This is a genomic window from Micromonospora sp. WMMD1274 (assembly GCF_049179035.1).
GTDB lineage: Bacteria > Actinomycetota > Actinomycetes > Mycobacteriales > Micromonosporaceae > Micromonospora > Micromonospora tulbaghiae.
In genome coordinates this window covers 1,473,928-1,492,287 of the sequence record NZ_JBMHMG010000001.1, presented here as the reverse complement: position 1 = coordinate 1,492,287, position 18,360 = coordinate 1,473,928, and the positions used below count along the sequence as shown (strand labels likewise).

12 protein-coding genes and 3 rRNA genes are annotated in these 18,360 nt (G+C 67.7%); 11 read left to right on the top strand and 4 right to left on the bottom strand.

Translation table 11 applies throughout. The annotated features are described in order from the left end of the window. The first annotated feature begins 20 nt into the window (after positions 1–20). From ACN27D_RS06535 to clpX, 3 genes are all read left to right on the top strand, one after another. Positions 21–662: an ATP-dependent Clp protease proteolytic subunit gene (locus ACN27D_RS06535; RefSeq protein ID WP_013288035.1), complete on the top strand. Its 642-nt coding sequence runs from the start codon at positions 21–23 to the stop codon at positions 660–662. Between the two features lie 14 nt (positions 663–676). After that, the gene (locus tag ACN27D_RS06530; RefSeq protein WP_013288034.1) at positions 677–1,339 is read left to right on the top strand and encodes an ATP-dependent Clp protease proteolytic subunit; all 663 of its coding nucleotides are present in this window, start codon (positions 677–679) and stop codon (positions 1,337–1,339) included. Between the two features lie 227 nt (positions 1,340–1,566). Then, positions 1,567–2,859 (top strand): ATP-dependent Clp protease ATP-binding subunit ClpX, encoded by a 1,293-nt coding sequence (gene clpX, locus ACN27D_RS06525; RefSeq protein ID WP_091423211.1) that lies wholly within the window; start codon positions 1,567–1,569, stop codon positions 2,857–2,859. Positions 2,860–2,884: 25 nt separating this feature from the next. Here clpX and ACN27D_RS06520 read toward each other — a convergent pair whose 3' ends face one another. Continuing rightward, positions 2,885–3,508 (bottom strand): helix-turn-helix domain-containing protein, encoded by a 624-nt coding sequence (locus ACN27D_RS06520; protein WP_421498759.1) that lies wholly within the window; start codon positions 3,506–3,508, stop codon positions 2,885–2,887. A gap of 41 nt (positions 3,509–3,549) precedes the next feature. On the opposite strand from ACN27D_RS06520, the gene ACN27D_RS06515 reads away from it, so the two are divergent. Then, on the top strand, positions 3,550–4,383 hold the full coding sequence (locus ACN27D_RS06515) for an EamA family transporter (protein WP_120574193.1): 834 nt from the start codon (positions 3,550–3,552) through the stop codon (positions 4,381–4,383). Between the two features lie 39 nt (positions 4,384–4,422). Further along, positions 4,423–5,220 (top strand): carbon-nitrogen hydrolase family protein, encoded by a 798-nt coding sequence (locus tag ACN27D_RS06510; RefSeq protein ID WP_357896923.1) that lies wholly within the window; start codon positions 4,423–4,425, stop codon positions 5,218–5,220. Positions 5,221–5,226: 6 nt separating this feature from the next. On the opposite strand, the gene ACN27D_RS06505 is transcribed toward ACN27D_RS06510, so the two are convergent. After that, positions 5,227–5,448, bottom strand: coding sequence for a hypothetical protein (locus ACN27D_RS06505; RefSeq protein ID WP_091423357.1), 222 nt, complete (start codon positions 5,446–5,448; stop codon positions 5,227–5,229). A gap of 632 nt (positions 5,449–6,080) precedes the next feature. Between ACN27D_RS06505 and ACN27D_RS06500 the strand changes: the two genes are divergently transcribed. From ACN27D_RS06500 to rrf, 3 genes are all read left to right on the top strand, one after another. Beyond that, positions 6,081–7,595, top strand: a 16S ribosomal RNA gene (locus tag ACN27D_RS06500). A 388-nt stretch (positions 7,596–7,983) separates the two neighbouring features. Further along, positions 7,984–11,093 (top strand): 23S ribosomal RNA (locus tag ACN27D_RS06495). Positions 11,094–11,172: 79 nt separating this feature from the next. Further along, positions 11,173–11,289: ribosomal RNA gene (gene rrf / locus ACN27D_RS06490) — 5S ribosomal RNA — on the top strand. Together the 16S, 23S and 5S rRNA genes form the textbook arrangement of a ribosomal RNA operon. A 520-nt stretch (positions 11,290–11,809) precedes the next feature. Here rrf and ACN27D_RS06485 read toward each other — a convergent pair. Further along, a complete protein-coding gene (locus ACN27D_RS06485; RefSeq protein WP_421498758.1) occupies positions 11,810–12,487 on the bottom strand; it encodes a hypothetical protein in 678 nt (225 codons plus the stop codon). A gap of 69 nt (positions 12,488–12,556) precedes the next feature. Between ACN27D_RS06485 and ACN27D_RS06480 the strand changes: the two genes are divergently transcribed. Genes ACN27D_RS06480 through ACN27D_RS06470 form a run of 3 tightly spaced genes read left to right on the top strand, consistent with a single transcriptional unit; the run spans position 12,557 to position 16,964 of the window. Continuing rightward, positions 12,557–15,175, top strand: coding sequence for a valine--tRNA ligase (locus ACN27D_RS06480; protein WP_421498757.1), 2,619 nt, complete (start codon positions 12,557–12,559; stop codon positions 15,173–15,175). Between the two features lie 59 nt (positions 15,176–15,234). Further along, positions 15,235–16,506, top strand: coding sequence for a bifunctional folylpolyglutamate synthase/dihydrofolate synthase (locus ACN27D_RS06475; RefSeq protein WP_421501115.1), 1,272 nt, complete (start codon positions 15,235–15,237; stop codon positions 16,504–16,506). Beyond that, the gene (locus ACN27D_RS06470) at positions 16,503–16,964 is read left to right on the top strand and encodes a DUF4233 domain-containing protein (protein ID WP_393159647.1); all 462 of its coding nucleotides are present in this window, start codon (positions 16,503–16,505) and stop codon (positions 16,962–16,964) included. Before ACN27D_RS06475 ends, ACN27D_RS06470 begins: the two co-directional genes overlap by 4 nt. A gap of 21 nt (positions 16,965–16,985) precedes the next feature. Here ACN27D_RS06470 and ACN27D_RS06465 read toward each other — a convergent pair whose 3' ends face one another. Beyond that, positions 16,986–18,350, bottom strand: a complete 1,365-nt coding sequence (locus ACN27D_RS06465; RefSeq protein ID WP_121686397.1) for a VOC family protein — start codon at positions 18,348–18,350, stop codon at positions 16,986–16,988. Positions 18,351–18,360 lie beyond the last annotated feature (10 nt).

The following is an 18,360-nucleotide window of genomic DNA, read 5'->3' as shown; positions in this document are numbered from 1 at the left end:
ACGGAGAGCGAAGGGCTGCCATGACCGACATGCACATCCCCAAGAAGTCGCTCCGGGTGAACGAGGCCCGCGGTGGCGACTCCATTGGCAACCTCGACGACTCGGTCTACAACCGGTTGCTCAAGGAACGGATCATCTTCCTGGGCAGCGAGGTGAACGACCAGGTGGCCAACCGCATCTGCGCGCAGCTCCTGCTGCTCGCCGCGGAGGACCCGGACCGCGACATCTTCCTCTGGATCAACTCGCCGGGTGGCTCGGTCTACTCCGGCATGGCGATCTACGACACCATGCAGTACATCGACAACGACGTCTCGACCGTGGCGATGGGCATGGCCGCCTCGATGGGCCAGCTGCTGCTCTGCGCGGGCACCAAGGGCAAGCGCTACGCCCTGCCGCACGCGCGGATCATGATGCACCAGCCGTCGGGTGGCCTCGGCGGCACCGCGTCGGACATCGCGATCCAGGCCGAGCAGATGCTCTACACCAAGCGGATGTTCCAGGAGCGGGTCGCGTTCCACACCGGCCAGTCCCAGGCGCAGATCGAGGCGGACTCGGACCGTGACCGCTGGTTCACCGCCCAGGAGGCCATGGACTACGGCTTCATCGACAAGGTGATCATCGGGGCCGCGCAGGTTCCGGATGGCGCCGGGACCCTGAGCTGACCGAGGAGCTGACGATGACCGACCTGAGCCTGCCGCCCCAGTTCGCGGCTGTGCACAACCGCTACGTCCTGCCGTCGTTCGTCGAGCGCACGTCGTACGGGATGAAGGAGTCCAACCCGTACAACAAGCTCTTCGAGGACCGGATCATCTTCCTCGGCGTGCAGGTGGACGACGCGTCGGCCAACGACGTGATGGCCCAGCTGCTGACGCTGGAGGGCACCGACCCGGACCGCGACATCATCATGTACATCAACTCGCCCGGTGGCTCCTTCACCGCCATGACGGCGATCTACGACACCATGCAGTACGTCCGCCCGGACATCCAGACCGTCTGCCTCGGGCAGGCGGCGAGCGCGGCGGCGGTGCTGCTCTCCGCGGGCACCCCGGGCAAGCGGATGGCGCTGCCCAACTCCCGGATCATCATCCACCAGCCGGCCACCGAGGGTGGCTACGGTCAGGGCTCGGACATCGAGATCCAGGCGCGGGAGATCCTGCGGATGCGGACGCAGCTGGAGGACATGCTGTCCCGGCACTGCAACCGCCCGATCGAGCAGGTTCGCAAGGACATCGACCGTGACAAGATCATGACGGCCGAGGAGTCCAAGGAGTACGGGCTGGTCGACACGATCCTGACCAGCCGCAAGAAGGGTCTGCTGGCGTCGCACGCCGCGGGCTGAGCAACGTGTGGTCGGAGGTCGGTCGGGGTATCGTTCCCGGTCGACCTCTGACACACCCGTTTTGGGGGTCGGAGAAAACCCGGCCACCGGGTAACGTCGGGTCTGTACCGCTCCGCCGGTCGGATCAGGTGGAGCCGACAGCATGGTGGGACGACAGGACGGACGGGCGCTCCGGCGCCCGCAGGTCAGGGCCGGCGTTCCGGCCGACGAGTGCAGGGAGAACGTAGGTGGCACGGATCGGTGACGGCGGCGACCTACTCAAGTGCTCCTTCTGTGGCAAGTCGCAGAAGCAGGTCAAGAAGCTCATCGCGGGCCCTGGTGTCTACATCTGCGACGAGTGCATCGATCTCTGTAACGAGATCATCGAAGAGGAGCTGGCCGAGTCCGGCGAGGTGAAGTGGGAAGAGCTTCCCAAGCCGATGGAGATCTGCCAGTTCCTCGACAACTACGTCGTCGGTCAGGAGCAGGCCAAGAAGGCGCTCGCCGTCGCGGTCTACAACCACTACAAGCGGATCCAGGCCGAGGCGGCCGGCGCGCCGGGCTCCGGCACCGACGGCGTCGAGCTGGCCAAGTCGAACATCCTGCTGCTCGGCCCGACCGGCTGCGGCAAGACGCACCTGGCGCAGACGCTCGCCCGGATGCTCAACGTCCCGTTCGCGATCGCCGACGCCACCGCGCTCACCGAGGCGGGCTACGTCGGTGAGGACGTCGAGAACATCCTGCTGAAGCTCATCCAGGCCGCCGACTACGACATCAAGCGCGCCGAGACCGGCATCATCTACATCGACGAGGTCGACAAGATCGCCCGTAAGTCGGAGAACCCGTCGATCACCCGCGACGTCTCCGGCGAGGGTGTGCAGCAGGCGCTGCTGAAGATGCTCGAAGGCACTGTCGCCAACGTGCCGCCGCAGGGCGGGCGTAAGCACCCGCACCAGGAGTTCATCCAGATCGACACCACGAACGTGCTGTTCATCTGCGGTGGCGCCTTCGCCGGGCTCGACCAGATCATCGAGGCACGCACCGGCTCCGGCGGCACCGGCTTCGGCGCCCGGCTCCGGTCGGTGTCCGAGCGGTCGACCGACGACATCTTCAGCCAGGTCATGCCGGAGGACATGCTGAAGTTCGGGCTCATCCCCGAGTTCATCGGCCGGCTTCCGGTGATCACCAACGTGCGCAGCCTCGACCGCTCGGCCCTGGTGCGGATCCTGACCGAGCCGCGCAACGCGCTGGTCCGGCAGTACCAGCGCCTGTTCGAGCTGGACGGCGTCGAGCTGGAGTTCGAGCCGCCCGCGCTGGAGGCCATCGCCGACCAGGCCATGCTCCGCGGCACCGGCGCCCGCGGCCTGCGGGCGATCATGGAAGAGGTGCTCCTCTCCGTGATGTACGAGGTGCCGAGCAACCCCGACGCCGCTCGGGTGCTGATCACCCGCGAGGTCGTCCTGGAGAACGTCAACCCGACGATCGTGCCCCGCGAGTTCACCGGCCGGCGCCGGCGGGACCGCGAGGAGAAGTCGGCCTGACCTGCCGTTCGCGACCGCGCCCGGGTCAGCCCGGGCGCGGTCCGCGTGAGCGGGTCCGCCGGTCCCATTCGCCCGACGGGGTGACCACCACCATCATCAGGCGCACCGGCCCGTCACCGGTCGTGCGGTAGCCGTGTTCCCGGTCGGCGTGGAACTCGACAGTCTCGCCGGCGCGTACCTCGTGGTCGACGCCGTCGACTGTGACAGTGGCGGCGCCGTTGAGCACGTGCAGGATCTCCCGGGTGCCGTGGGCGTGGTCGGGGGACTGCAGCGCCTCCCCGGGTTCCATCCGCCAGTCCCACAGCTCGACCAGGTCGGGTTCGCCGAGCCCACTGAGCAGACGCGCGAGGCCGCCGTGGGGGCCGCGCCACAGCACCGGCGCCTCCTCCGCCGCGCTGACCCGTACGGTGCTCTCCTCGGCGGGCTCCAGCAGCCGGGCGATGCTGACGCCGAACGCGTCGGCGACCCGGCAGAGCGTGCCGATGCTGGGGTTGGTCCGGGCGCCCTCGATCTGCACCAGCATGCCCTTGCTGACCCCGGACCGGCCGGCCAGTTCCTCGAACGACCAGCCACGGGCGGCGCGTAGCTCACGTACCTGACGGGCGACAGCGGAGGTCACCGCGCCGACCCGTCCGCTTGCGTCGGTCATCACACTGTCCTTCACGGTCACTATTGTGGTACGACTGCGGGGTGCTCCCCATTGTCCTCGCCGCCGTGTCCGCGCTCGCCTTCGGCACCGCCGACTTCGCCGGCGGCAAGGCGTCCCGGCGCGCCGACCCGATCGCCGTGACAGTGGTGTCGCAGATCCTCAGCGTTCCGCTGCTGCTCGTCCTCGTCCTCGTGGTGCCCGGCTCGCCGAGCCCGCTCGACCTGGGATGGGGACTGCTCGCCGGCGTGGCGGGCGCGGGTGGCGTCATGCTGCTCTACCGCGCGCTTGCCACCGGCGTGATGGCCGTCGTCGCCCCGGTCACCGCGATCACCGCGGCGATCGTGCCGATCGTCGCCGGCCTGGTCCTCGCCCACTCCCCGGGTGCCGTCGCGCTCGGCGGCGCCGGGCTCGCCGTGGTCGCCATCGGCCTGGTCAGCCTGGGGGAGCGCGGCGCGGCGCGCCGCGTCTCCGGCCGCGTGCTCGGCATGGCGCTGGCCGCCGGACTGCTCTTCGGCATCTTCTTCGCGCTGCTCGGCCAGGCCGACGAGGCCGCCGGCATGTGGCCGGTCCTGGCGGTACGCGTCAGCTCGATCGCGTTCGGCCTCGCGCTCGCCGTCCGCACCGGCGCACGACTGCGCCTGGGACGGCGGGTCCTCGGCTGGGCCGCGGCGGCCGGCCTGCTCGACTCCGCCGCGAACGCGCTCTTCCTCGCCGCGGCGGGCCGGGGACACCTGAGCGTGGTGGCCGCCATCGCCTCGCTCTACCCGGCGAGCACCGTCCTGCTCGCGCTCGCCGTCGACCGGGAACGACTCCGGCCGGCACAGGTCGCGGGGCTCGGCTTCGCCGCGGCAGCGCTCGTCCTGTCCAGCGTCTGAGCCCTGTCGCGCGCCCGCTTCCGCCCGTACCCTCGGGTCATGCGCGTCGCCGTCTGCCAGCTCAACGCCCGCGACGACCGGGCGGCGAACCTCGCCGCCGCCGAGGCCCTGCTGGTCAGGGCCGCGGCGGCCGGCGCGGATCTCGCCCTGCTTCCGGAGTACGTCGACTACCTCGGTCACGCCGACCGGATGCCGCCCGCTGAGCCGGTCGACGGCACGGTGGGGCGCTTCTTCGCGGAGACCGCCCGCCGGTTGGGCATGTGGGTGATCGCCGGCTCGTTCCACGAGGCCGGTCCGGACCCGGCGCACACCTGGAACACCTCGCTGGTGTTCGACCGCGAGGGCGCGCTCGCCGCCGCGTACCGGAAGATCCATCTGTACGACGTGGAGATCCCCGGTCGGGTCTCCTACCTGGAGTCGGCAACCGTCGCGCCCGGCGAGAAGCCCGTTGTGGTCGACGTGGAGGGCCTCCGGGTGGGCCTGTCCATCTGTTACGACCTGCGGTTCCCGGAGTTGTACCGGCAGCTCGCGACCGACGGCGGCGCCGAACTGCTCGTCGTGCCGGCGGCGTTCATGATGCACACCGGGCGGGACCACTGGGAGGTTCTGCTGCGGGCACGGGCGATCGAGAACCAGTGCTTCGTGGCGGCGGCGGGCCAGACCGGTGACCACGACCCCGGCCGGACCTGCTTCGGACGCAGCATGGTGGTCGACCCGTGGGGGACGGTGCTGAGTCAGGTCGGCGACGGTCCGGGGTTGGCCGTCACCGAGATCGACCTGGAGCGGCTGCGGACGATCCGCAGCGAGCTGCCCAGCCTCGCCAACCGCCGGCTCTGACCGCGGTCAGCTTCCGAACAGCAGGCCCAGTGCGGCGATCCCGGCGATCGCCGCCGCGGTGATCAGCAGGGCGGTCGTCATCCGGGAGGGGCCGCGCCGGGCCAGGCGTCTGACCGACAGCAGCAGTACGGCGAGCACGACGGCCCCGATCACCAACTGCCAGAACGGCAGCAGGAGGCCGAGCAGAGCGTCCTCGGCGACGGCCGGGACCGGGGACGGATCATCCATGCCGACCACTCTGGCACGGCGCCGCTCCCGGCGTCCTCCTTCGGCAGTGGCCCTCCTGGGGACGGTCGCGCTCGCCCAATGACGATCATTGATTTGCCTTCCGAGGCGGGTCCGCGTAACTTTCTCTCTGCACGCGGGAGGCCGGGCAAACCGGCCGAGAGCGGGCGCCAGGCTGGTGGCGGTGACGCCGAGCCAGACTGAGATTCGGGCGGTGCTCGACACTCCGGGACACGGAGTTGCGAATGCGAAGCCGACCGGGTAGAGTTCGAAAGCCGGCAGGGAGCCGGGCGGGTGGTTGCGAGAGCGACGCCGGCCGGTCCGCCGAAACCCACGAGAGCAGCGACCACCGGAAACGGTGAGCGTCAGCGTGGGTCTGGTCGAACCAAGTTGATCACCTCGAACACGAGGTTGACGACGGAAGTAAGACCGAGTAGGTTGGAGAGGTTGCCCCAAACGGGGGTTCCGCTAGCGCGGGGCTTCTGGTTGGTGTGTGGTTGTTCTTTGAGAACTCAACAGGGTGCTTGTAAAGCCAGTGCCAATTGTTTTATACCCCGGACTGGTCAGGCTGTTGTCTGGCTGGTTGGGATTCCTTTGGCAACACTTTTGTTGTCAGGATGCTGTTCGACAAGTTTTTGTTGGAGAGTTTGATCCTGGCTCAGGACGAACGCTGGCGGCGTGCTTAACACATGCAAGTCGAGCGGAAAGGCCCTTCGGGGTACTCGAGCGGCGAACGGGTGAGTAACACGTGAGCAACCTGCCCCAGGCTTTGGGATAACCCCGGGAAACCGGGGCTAATACCGAATATGACCTTGCACCGCATGGTGTTTGGTGGAAAGTTTTTCGGCTTGGGATGGGCTCGCGGCCTATCAGCTTGTTGGTGGGGTGATGGCCTACCAAGGCGACGACGGGTAGCCGGCCTGAGAGGGCGACCGGCCACACTGGGACTGAGACACGGCCCAGACTCCTACGGGAGGCAGCAGTGGGGAATATTGCACAATGGGCGGAAGCCTGATGCAGCGACGCCGCGTGAGGGATGACGGCCTTCGGGTTGTAAACCTCTTTCAGCAGGGACGAAGCGTAAGTGACGGTACCTGCAGAAGAAGCGCCGGCCAACTACGTGCCAGCAGCCGCGGTAAGACGTAGGGCGCGAGCGTTGTCCGGATTTATTGGGCGTAAAGAGCTCGTAGGCGGCTTGTCGCGTCGACTGTGAAAACCCGCAGCTCAACTGCGGGCCTGCAGTCGATACGGGCAGGCTAGAGTTCGGTAGGGGAGACTGGAATTCCTGGTGTAGCGGTGAAATGCGCAGATATCAGGAGGAACACCGGTGGCGAAGGCGGGTCTCTGGGCCGATACTGACGCTGAGGAGCGAAAGCGTGGGGAGCGAACAGGATTAGATACCCTGGTAGTCCACGCTGTAAACGTTGGGCGCTAGGTGTGGGGGGCCTCTCCGGTTCCCTGTGCCGCAGCTAACGCATTAAGCGCCCCGCCTGGGGAGTACGGCCGCAAGGCTAAAACTCAAAGGAATTGACGGGGGCCCGCACAAGCGGCGGAGCATGCGGATTAATTCGATGCAACGCGAAGAACCTTACCTGGGTTTGACATGGCCGCAAAACTGTCAGAGATGGCAGGTCCTTCGGGGGCGGTCACAGGTGGTGCATGGCTGTCGTCAGCTCGTGTCGTGAGATGTTGGGTTAAGTCCCGCAACGAGCGCAACCCTCGTTCGATGTTGCCAGCGCGTTATGGCGGGGACTCATCGAAGACTGCCGGGGTCAACTCGGAGGAAGGTGGGGATGACGTCAAGTCATCATGCCCCTTATGTCCAGGGCTTCACGCATGCTACAATGGCCGGTACAATGGGCTGCGATACCGTGAGGTGGAGCGAATCCCAAAAAGCCGGTCTCAGTTCGGATCGGGGTCTGCAACTCGACCCCGTGAAGTCGGAGTCGCTAGTAATCGCAGATCAGCAACGCTGCGGTGAATACGTTCCCGGGCCTTGTACACACCGCCCGTCACGTCACGAAAGTCGGCAACACCCGAAGCCGGTGGCCCAACCCTTGTGGAGGGAGCCGTCGAAGGTGGGGCTGGCGATTGGGACGAAGTCGTAACAAGGTAGCCGTACCGGAAGGTGCGGCTGGATCACCTCCTTTCTAAGGAGCACCATCCACCGAAAGGTGGTATGGAGCCCGCGGCCCGCGAATGTCGGGTCGGGGTGCTCAGATGGCGGAGACACTGGCAAGTTCGGCGCCGGCAACGGCCTGGTTCTTCTAGTACAGCTGCTCTTCGGGGTGGTGGGAACGAGAACCTGGTGCGGCTGGCGCGGGATGTAAGCACCCTGTTGGGTCCTGAAAGAACAACCCGAGTGGTTGTTTTTTCAGAGCCTTGAGATGCCCCTGTGGACGGTGTTCCCGGGGGTGGAGGCGCCAGGCATGGCCTGGTCTCGCATACCGCCGGCGGGTTGTCGGGTTCTGGTGTGGGGCTGTGGGTTGTGGGTTGGTTGTTTGTTGAGAATTGCACAGTGGACGCGAGCATCTTTGTGGTCAAGTTGTCAAGGGCGAACGGTGGATGCCTTGGCACCAGGAGCCGATGAAGGACGTGGGAGGCCGCGATAGGCCTGGGGGAGCTGTCAACCAAGCTGTGATCCCAGGGTGTCCGAATGGGGAAACCCGGCATCAGTCATGTGATGTCACCCGCACCTGAACACATAGGGTGTGTGGGGGGAACGCGGGGAAGTGAAACATCTCAGTACCCGTAGGAAGAGAAAACAAATAGTGATTCCGTGAGTAGTGGCGAGCGAAAGCGGATTGAGGCTAAACCGGCGGCGTGTGATACCTGTCAGGGGTTGCGTGGTCGGGGTTGTGGGACCCTGCTGAACAAGCTGACACTTGTTCGAGGAGTTACAAAGCCAGTGGTTAGTCGAACAGTCTGGAATGGCTGACCGTAGACGGTGATAGTCCGGTAGGTGAAAGCTGCTGGTCTTCTGTGGGTGTTCCCGAGTAGCGGCGGACTCCTGAAATCTGCCGTGAATCTGCCAGGACCACCTGGTAAGCCTAAATACTTCCTGGTGACCGATAGCGGACGAGTACCGTGAGGGAATGGTGAAAAGTACCCCGGGAGGGGAGTGAAATAGTACCTGAAACCGTTCGCCTACAATCCGTCGGAGCCTTGCGGGGTGACGGCGTGCCTTTTGAAGAATGAGCCTGCGAGTTAGTGGCATGTGGCGAGGTTAACCCGTGTGGGGGAGCCGTAGCGAAAGCGAGTCTGAATAGGGCGTTTTTAGTCGCATGCTCTAGACCCGAAGCGGAGTGATCTAGCCATGGGCAGGCTGAAGCGCGGGTAAGACCGCGTGGAGGGCCGAACCCACCAACGTTGAAAAGTTGGGGGATGACCTGTGGTTAGGGGTGAAAGGCCAATCAAACTCCGTGATAGCTGGTTCTCCCCGAAATGCATTTAGGTGCAGCGTCGCGTGTTTCTTGCCGGAGGTAGAGCACTGGATGGTCTAGGGGGCCCACAAGCTTACCGAAATCAGCCAAACTCCGAATGCCGGTAAGTGAGAGCGCGGCAGTGAGACTGCGGGGGATAAGCTTCGTAGTCGAGAGGGAAACAGCCCAGATCACCAGCTAAGGCCCCTAAGCGTGTGCTAAGTGGAAAAGGATGTGGGGTCGCATAGACAACCAGGAGGTTGGCTTAGAAGCAGCCACCCTTTAAAGAGTGCGTAATAGCTCACTGGTCAAGTGGTTCCGCGCCGACAATGTAGCGGGGCTCAAGCACACCGCCGAAGCTGTGGCATTCACATAATAACTTCGCCTGGCCTTGATGCCGGGTGCAGGTGTGTGGATGGGTAGGGGAGCGTCGTGCCGGGGGTGAAGCAGCGGGGTGACCCAGTTGTGGACGCGGCACGAGTGAGAATGCAGGCATGAGTAGCGAAAGAAGGGTGAGAAACCCTTCCGCCGGATGACCAAGGGTTCCAGGGCCAGGCTAATCCGCCCTGGGTGAGTCGGGACCTAAGGCGAGGCCGAGAGGCGTAGTCGATGGACAACGGGTTGATATTCCCGTACCCGCGAAAGAGCGACCCTGACGAACCTCGTTGTGCTAACCACCCGAGCTGCCGGCGGTCTTCGGACCAATGGTGGGGAGCGTGGGAACCTGGCGGGTAGTAGTCAAGCGATGGGGTGACGCAGGAAGGTAGCTGAGCCCGGCCGGTGGTTGTGCCGGGGTAAGCGTGTAGGCCGGTGTGTAGGCAAATCCGCACACCACTAGGGCTGAGACGTGATGCCGAGCCGATTCAGGTGAAGTCAGTGATCCTATGCTGCCGAGAAAAGCCTCTAGCGAGTTCTTAGCGGCCCGTACCCCAAACCGACACAGGTGGTCAGGTAGAGAATACCGAGGCGATCGGGCGAACTGTGGTTAAGGAACTCGGCAAATTGCCCCCGTAACTTAGGGAGAAGGGGGGCCGGAGACGTGAAGCCCCGCGCGGGTGGAGCGTTGTATGGCCGCAGAGAGCAGGGGGAAGCGACTGTTTACTAAAAACACAGGTCCATGCGAAGAAGTAATTCGATGTATATGGACTGACGCCTGCCCGGTGCTGGAACGTTAAGGGGACCTGTTAGCTCTTCGGGGCGAAGCGGAGAACTTAAGCGCCAGTAAACGGCGGTGGTAACTATAACCATCCTAAGGTAGCGAAATTCCTTGTCGGGTAAGTTCCGACCTGCACGAATGGCGTAACGACTTCCCCACTGTCTCAACCACAGGCCCGGCGAAATTGCATTACGAGTAAAGATGCTCGTTACGCGCGGCAGGACGGAAAGACCCCGGGACCTTTACTATAGCTTGACATTGGTATCTGAATTAGCTTGTGTAGGATAGGTGGGAGCCGGTGAAGTCCATACGCCAGTATGGGTGGAGGCAATCTTGAAATACCACTCTGGTTGATTTGGGTATCTAACTTCGGACCGTTATCCGGTTCAGGGACAGTGTCTGGTGGGTAGTTTAACTGGGGCGGTTGCCTCCTAAAGGGTAACGGAGGCGCCCAAAGGTTCCCTCAGCCTGGTTGGCAATCAGGTGTTGAGTGCAAGTGCACAAGGGAGCTTGACTGTGAGACTGACAGGTCGAGCAGGGACGAAAGTCGGGACTAGTGATCCGGCACTGGCATGTGGAAGCGGTGTCGCTCAACGGATAAAAGGTACCCCGGGGATAACAGGCTGATCTTCCCCAAGAGTCCATATCGACGGGATGGTTTGGCACCTCGATGTCGGCTCGTCGCATCCTGGGGCTGTAGCAGGTCCCAAGGGTTGGGCTGTTCGCCCATTAAAGCGGTACGCGAGCTGGGTTTAGAACGTCGTGAGACAGTTCGGTCCCTATCCGCCGTGCGCGTAGGATACTTGAGAAGGGCTGTCCCTAGTACGAGAGGACCGGGACGGACGAACCTCTGGTGTGCCAGTTGTCCCGCCAGGGGCACGGCTGGTTAGCTACGTTCGGAAGGGATAACCGCTGAAAGCATCTAAGCGGGAAGCTCGCTTCAAGATGAGGTATCCCACCCACATTTGTGGGGTAAGGCCCCCAGCTAGACGACTGGGTTGATAGGCCGGAAATGTAAGCCCGGTAACGGGTTCAGTTGACCGGTACTAATAGGCCGAGGACTTGACTACTAAGCTGCTACGCGTCCACTGTGCAACTCTGAACAAACCACCACCCATGTTGTTGGGTTGGTTGACATGTTCATAGAGTTACGGCGGTCATGGCGGAGGGGAAACGCCCGGTCACATTCCGAACCCGGAAGCTAAGCCCTCCAGCGCCGATGGTACTGCACTCGGGAGGGTGTGGGAGAGTAGGACACCGCCGGACAATCTTCCAATTCAGGGCCACCCCCACACGGGGGTGGCCCTGAATTGCGTCCGCCCCCGCCAGACCGGCCACAAAGCCGGCCCCGGACGCGCGTGAGCGATGGACCGCCCACCCCATTGCCGGCACCGCACCGGCTAGCCATACCGCCCGCCACTTCCCTGAACTGCCGAACCAAGCCGCCACTCCCCCGAGGTGGCGGTACCGAGGTGCTCCGGATCCAGCCACTTCCCCGGACTGGCGAGTCGGCCCGCCACTTCCCCGAAGTGGCGGTGGCGAGGTGCGGCGGATCCAGCCACTTCCCCGAGGTGGCGAACCGGCCCGCCACTTCCCCGAAGTGGCGGCAACGGACGGCCCGGCATCCAGTCACCTCCCCGAACAGGAGGGCTGGGCGGCCATTACCCCCGGAACTGGGGCATGGGAGGGGACAGAGGGCCGCCGACACGGCGACGTGGCGGGGACGAGCAAGACGTGTGGGCACCTCGCCGTACCGGCGCGGACGAGTGAGCGCCGAGGTCGCGGGTCAGCGGCTCTGGACGGACTCGCGGATGTCGCGGAACAGCGCTGCCGCGTCGTCGACCCGGCGGCCCGGGAACATGCCCATCACCACGCTGCCGTGGTCGGCCCACCCGCACACCGCGAAGTCGCCGCCGTCGCCGCTGGTCGTACCGCACTTCATCACGCCACCCAGCCGGCCCGCGTCCACCTCGCGCAGCCCGGCGACCCGGCCGGTCTCGTCGGCCATCAGGCCGAACAGGGTGTCCAGGTCGCGTTCGGGCTGCCAGAGCAGCGTGGTGCCGCCGAACAGCAGCACCGAACGCTTGGCGTCCCCGCGGTCGGAGTAGACGGCGCCGAAGCCGCGGTCCAGCTCGATGTCGGCGGCCAGTCCGTCGCGCAGGTAGTCGGCGGTACTGCGGGCCCGCTCGCTGTCGTCCCGGACCAGCCCGGCCACCTCGGCCGGCTGGTCGAGCGTGGTGTCCTTCTGCTGGAGCACCCGCCAGCCGCCCAGCCCGAGCGCACCGGCGCCGGCCAGGCCCGCCGCGAGCAGCGCGGCCAGGACGATCTTCCGGCGCCGCGAGACGGGACGGCGTTCGGACTCCTGCGCGGGATCGCGGCGGCTCAGCTCGATCGGCTCTTCGGTCAGCTCGACCGGATCGGAACCCCCGTCGACCGGGCGCTCGGTGAGATGCGCGTCGGACATGACCGCCACCGTACGCGAATCACAGGTGGTGCACGTCGGGTCCCCGAAAGCGCTCCGTAGACTTTCAGGGTGACCGAGAGACTGGATGCCCGACGCCCCGACGCCCCGACCCTCGCCGGCCAGTACCAGCCCGGCGAGGTAGAGCAGCGACGGTACGAGCAGTGGGTAGCCGGCGGGCACTTCCGGGCGTCGGCGGACAGCGAGAAGCCGCCGTTCACCATCGTCATCCCGCCGCCGAACGTCACCGGCTCGCTGCACATGGGTCACGCCTTCGAGCACACCCTCATGGACGCGCTCACCCGGCGCAAGAAGATGCAGGGGTACGAGGCGCTCTGGCTGCCGGGCATGGACCACGCCGGCATCGCCACCCAGAACCTGGTCGAGCGGCAGCTCGCCGGTGAGGGGCTGTCCCGCCACGACCTCGGGCGGGAGAAGTTCGTCGAGCGGGTCTGGCAGTGGAAGGCCGAGTCCGGCGGCGCGATCCTCGGCCAGATGCGCCGCCTCGGCGACGCGGTCGACTGGGACCGCGAGCGGTTCACCATGGACGAGGGCCTGTCCCGGGCCGTGCAGACCATGTTCAAGAAGCTCTTCGACGACGGGCTCATCTACCGGGCCAACCGGATCATCAACTGGTGCCCGCGCTGCCTCACCGCGCTGTCCGACATCGAGGTGGAGCACACCGACGACGAGGGTGAGCTGGTCTCGATCCGCTACGGCGACGAGGTCGTGGTGGCGACCACCCGCGCGGAGACCATGCTCGGCGACACCGCGGTGGCGGTGCACCCGGACGACGAGCGCTACCGGCACCTGATCGGCACCGAGGTGGAGCTGCCGCTCACCGACCGGCGGATCCCGATCGTCGCCGACGAGCACGTCGACCCGAGCTTCGGCACCGGCATGGTCAAGGTGACCCCGGCGCACGACCCGAACGACTTCGAGATCGGCCAGCGGCACGACCTGCCCTCGCTGACGATCATGGACGAGCGCGGCGTCATCACCGCGCCCGGCCCGTTCGAGGGCCTGGACCGGTACGAGGCCCGCCCGGCGATCGTCGCGGCGCTGCGTGAGCAGGGCCGGATCGTGGCCGAGAAGCGGCCGTACCTGCACGCGGTGGGGCACTGCTCGCGGTGCAAGACGACTGTCGAGCCGCGGCTGTCGTTGCAGTGGTTCGTCAACACCGCGCCGCTGGCCGAGGCCGCCGGTGACGCGGTGCGCGACGGCCGGGTGAAGATCGAGCCGGCCGAGCTGGCCAAGCGCTACTTCGCCTGGGTCGACAACATGCACGACTGGTGCATCTCCCGCCAGCTCTGGTGGGGTCACCGCATCCCCGTCTGGTACGGCCCGGACGGCGAGATCGTCTGCGTCGGCCCGGACGAGGAGCCGCCGACCGGCGAGGGCTGGCGGCAGGACGAGGACGTGCTGGACACCTGGTTCTCCAGCGGCCTGTGGCCGTTCTCCACGCTCGGCTGGCCGGAGCAGACCCCGGACCTGGCGAAGTTCTACCCGACCAGCGTGCTGGTCACCGGCTACGACATCCTGTTCTTCTGGGTCGCCCGGATGATGATGTTCGGCCTGTACGCGATGGACGGCGTGCAGCCGTTCGACGTGGTGGCGCTGCACGGCATGGTCCGCGACGAGCACGGCAAGAAGATGTCGAAGTCGTTCGGCAACGTGGTGGACCCGCTGGACTGGATCGACCGCTTCGGCGCCGACGCCACCCGGTTCACGCTGGCCCGGGGCGCCAACCCCGGCCAGGACGTGCCGGTCAGCGAGGAGTGGTGCCAGGGCTCCCGCAACTTCTGCAACAAGCTCTGGAACGCCACCCGGTTCGCGTTGCTCAACGGCGCGCACACCGACGGCCCGCTGCCGGACGCCGGTGACCTCTCCACCGTCGACAGGTGGATCCTGTCCCGGCTGGCGCACGTCACCGCCGAGGTCGACGAGCAGTTCGAGGCGTACGAGTTCGCGAAGGTCTGCGACCTGCTCTACCACTTCGCGTGGGACGACGTCTGCGACTGGTACGTGGAGCTGAGCAAGCCGGTGCTGACCGAGGGCGGCCCCGCCGCCGACGCCACCCGCCGGGTGCTCGGGCACGTGCTGGACCAGCTCCTGCGGCTGCTGCACCCGGTCATCCCGTTCGTCACCGACGAGCTGTGGGCCGCGCTCAGCGGCGGCGAGACCGTGCTGACGGCGTCCTGGCCGGTCGCCGACCGTACCCTGATCGACGACGCCGCGGAGGGCGAGGTCGGCACCCTGCAGCGGGTGGTGACCGAGGTCCGGCGGTTCCGCTCGGACCAGGGGCTGCGGCCGACCCAGCGGGTCGTCGCCCGGCTCGACGGCCTGGCCGGCGCGGGCATCGCGGCGCACGAACCGCTGGTCCGCTCGCTGGCCCGGCTGGACGCGCCCGGCGACGACTTCCAGGCGAGCGCCACGCTGGCGATGCCCGGCGCGGTGAGCGTCGCGCTCGACACGCGCGGCTCGATCGACGTGGCCGCCGAGCGCGCCCGGCTCACCAAGGACCGGGCGGCGGCCGAGAAGGAGGCCACCCAGGCGCGGGCGAAGCTGGACAATCCGGCGTTCGTCGGCAAGGCGCCCGAGCCGGTGGTGGCGAAGATCCGCGAGCGGCTGGCGGTGGCCGAGGCGGACCTGGTCCGGATCGACGCCGCCCTGGAGGCGCTTTCCTCGTGAACGACCGCACCGAGTTCGCCGAGGTGGAGGCCGCGCTCAACGCGCGCGGCTTCACCCGGATGCACTTCGAGCTGGAGAAGATCGAGACCCTGCTCGACCTGCTGGGCAGCCCGCAGCGCGCGTACCCGTCGATCCACCTGACCGGCACCAACGGAAAGACCTCGACGGCCCGGATGATCGACTCGCTGCTGCGGGCGTTCGGGCTGCACACCGGGCGCTACACCAGCCCGCACCTGGAGACCGTCCGGGAGCGGATCAGCCTGGACGGCGAGCCGGTGGGCGAGGACCGGTTCGTGTCCACGTACCGTGAGATCGCGCCGCTGGCCGAGCTGGTCGACCAGCGGTTCGCGGAGCCGCTGACGTACTTCGACATGACCACGGCGCTGGCGTTCGCCACGTTCGCCGACGCCCCGGTCGACGTGGCGGTGGTGGAGGTCGGGCTCGGCGGCGCGGAGGACGCGACGAACGTGATCCAGGCCGGTGTCGCCGTGATCACCCCGATCGGGCTGGACCACACCGAGTGGCTCGGCGACACGATCGAGGACATCGCGCTGCACAAGGCGGGCATCATCCACCCCGGCGCCACGGTGATCGCGGCGGCGCAGGAGGAGGAGGCGGCCCGCCCGATCCTGGAACGCTGCGCCGAGGTCAACGCCACCGTCGCGCGCGAGGGCGCCGAGTTCGGCGTGCTGCGCCGCGCGGTCGCGGTCGGCGGCCAGGTGCTGACCATCCAGGGCCTGGGCGGGGTGTACGAGGAGATCTTCATCCCGCTGCACGGCGCGCACCAGGCGCAGAACGCTGCGGTGGCGCTGGCCGCCGTGGAGGCGTTCCTCGGCGCCGGGGCCCGGCGGCAGCTCGACATCGAGGCGGTCCGCGAGGGCTTCGCCGCGACGAGTTCGCCGGGCCGGCTGGAGCGGGTGCGTAGCGCCCCGACGGTGCTGCTCGACGGCGCGCACAACCCGCACGGGATGGCCGCCACCGTCGCCGCCGTGCAGGAGGAGTTCGCGTTCAGCAAGCTCGTCGGCGTGCTGGCGGTGCTCGGCGACAAGGACGCGGCGAGCCTGCTCGAACTGCTCGAACCGGTACTCGACTCGATCGTGGTCGCGGAGAACAGCTCGGCCCGGGCGATGCCGGTGGACGAGCTGGCCGCGCTGGCGCGGGAGATCTTCGGGCCGGAGCGGGTGCAGGTGGCCCGGGAGATGCCCGACGCCATCGAGGCGGCGGTGGCGGAGGCCGAGTCGGACGTGCCGGGCGAGCTGTCCGGGGTGGGCGTGCTGGTCACCGGATCGGTGGTGACAGTGGCCGACGCCCGCCGGCTGCTCAAGCGATGACCGGCCCGCAGCGCCCGACCGGCCCGCAGCGCCCGACCGGCCCGGAGCAGCCGGCCGGCCCGGAGCCGCGCCCGGACGCCGGGCCGCAGGCGACCGGTCCGGAGCAGCCCGACGGCGTCCGCCGGTCCGGGCTGCGGAACCCGGACAAGGCGGTACGCGGGCTCGGCGCCGGCACCATGTCGCTGGAGGCGCTGGTGCTGCTGCTGGCCATCCAGCCGATCCGGGTGGTCGGCGGTGACCTGAGCGGCGCGGCGATCGGCGTGATCGTGGCGCTGGCGGTCGCCTGTGTGGTGCTCGCCGGCATGATGCGCCGCCCCTGGGCGTGGCACGCCGGCACCGTGATCCAGGGCGTGCTGCTGCTCTCCGGGCTGCTGCACTGGTCGCTGTTCGCGCTCGGGGTGATGTTCGCGCTGGTGTGGGCGTACGCGCTGCACGTGCGGCGGGTCATCCTCGGCTGAGGACGGCCCGCCGCGTACGGCTCAGGCGTCGGCGAGCGTGCGCCACTGCGTCAGCGCGACGCCGTGGCCGTCGGGGTCGCGGAAGGCCGCCGCCCACACCTCCAGCTTGGTGCCCCGGTTGACCACGCGCGGGGCGTACGTGAACCGGACGCCGGAGTCGCGCAGCCGCTCGTACGCCCCCTGGATGTCGTCCACCTCCAGGTTGACGTGCACCAGGCGGCGGCTGATCGGGGCGGCGCCGGTCACCCGGCGCAGCACCAGCCGGGTCGGGCCGGAGGAGAGCACGGCGTTGCCCTCGCCCCGGTCCAGCTCGTCGAAGCCGAGTTCGCGGTAGAAGTCGAGGGATCGGTCCAGGTCGGCGACGAGCAGCGTGATGCCGACGCCGCTGATCGGGCTGGCCAGCTCGTCCGGTTCGGCCGTGCCGGCCGGGCCGAAGATCGCCTCGTCCAGCTCCTCGGCGGTCGGCGGCGCGTCGGAGCGCCGCGGCGCGTCCGCGGGGTCGTCCAGCGGCAGGTCGATCGGGTCGGGCCCGGTGTCGGCCGGCGCGGTGCCGGTCGGTCGGGTGTCGGTCGGTCGGGTGTCGGCCGGCCCGCTGTCGACGAGCACGGTCTCGACCGGCACCGTGTCGGGCGGCTCCTCGGCCGGCGAACGGGGTGCCGGGGCGCGGCGGGGGAGCGGGCCGGGGCCGGCCGTGCGGTCGGCCCGTTCGACGAGCTGCCCCTCCAGCACCACCGGGCCGCCGGGGCTCTGGTGCAGCACCACCGGCTCGCGGTCGTCGGCCCGGGGTGGCACGTCGTCCAGGTACGGGTCCGGCGCGGGCGGGTAGTCGTCGCGGAAGTCGTCCTCCGGCGCGCGCCCGGCCCACGGCGGCGCCTCCTGCGCGATCAGCGGCTCGTCCAGCGGATCCGGCTCGGCGGCGTACTCGGGCGGCAGGTCGGCGACCGCGGCGGCGCTCTCCGCGTGCGTAGGCACCTCGTCCCAGAGCACGCGCACGTGCCGCTGGTCGTCGAGTGCCACCCGGACCGGCAGCGCCTGGCCCAGCGAGGGCCACTTGGCGACCGGCACCCGAGGCTCGATGATCTTCTTCGAGCGGGGCGGCAGGCCGGGCGCGTCGATGACCAGTTGCAGCTCGCACCGGCCGAACGCGTACTGGGTGGGTGGTTCGGAGGCGCTGTGCACGTGCCCCAGGCCGATCACCCAGGTGCGACCGCCCCCGCGTACCGTGGCCAGGGCGATCGCCAGCACCAGCAGCGCGACCCCGAGCGCCACGATGGCCCAGCTGGTCATGCCGAGCCCGAACACGGTCACGAAGGTGGCGACGGTGCCCAGCACCGCCCCGATCAGTTTGCGTACCGGCGCGATCGTGCGGTTCCCGCCATTCGCCACAGTGGACCTC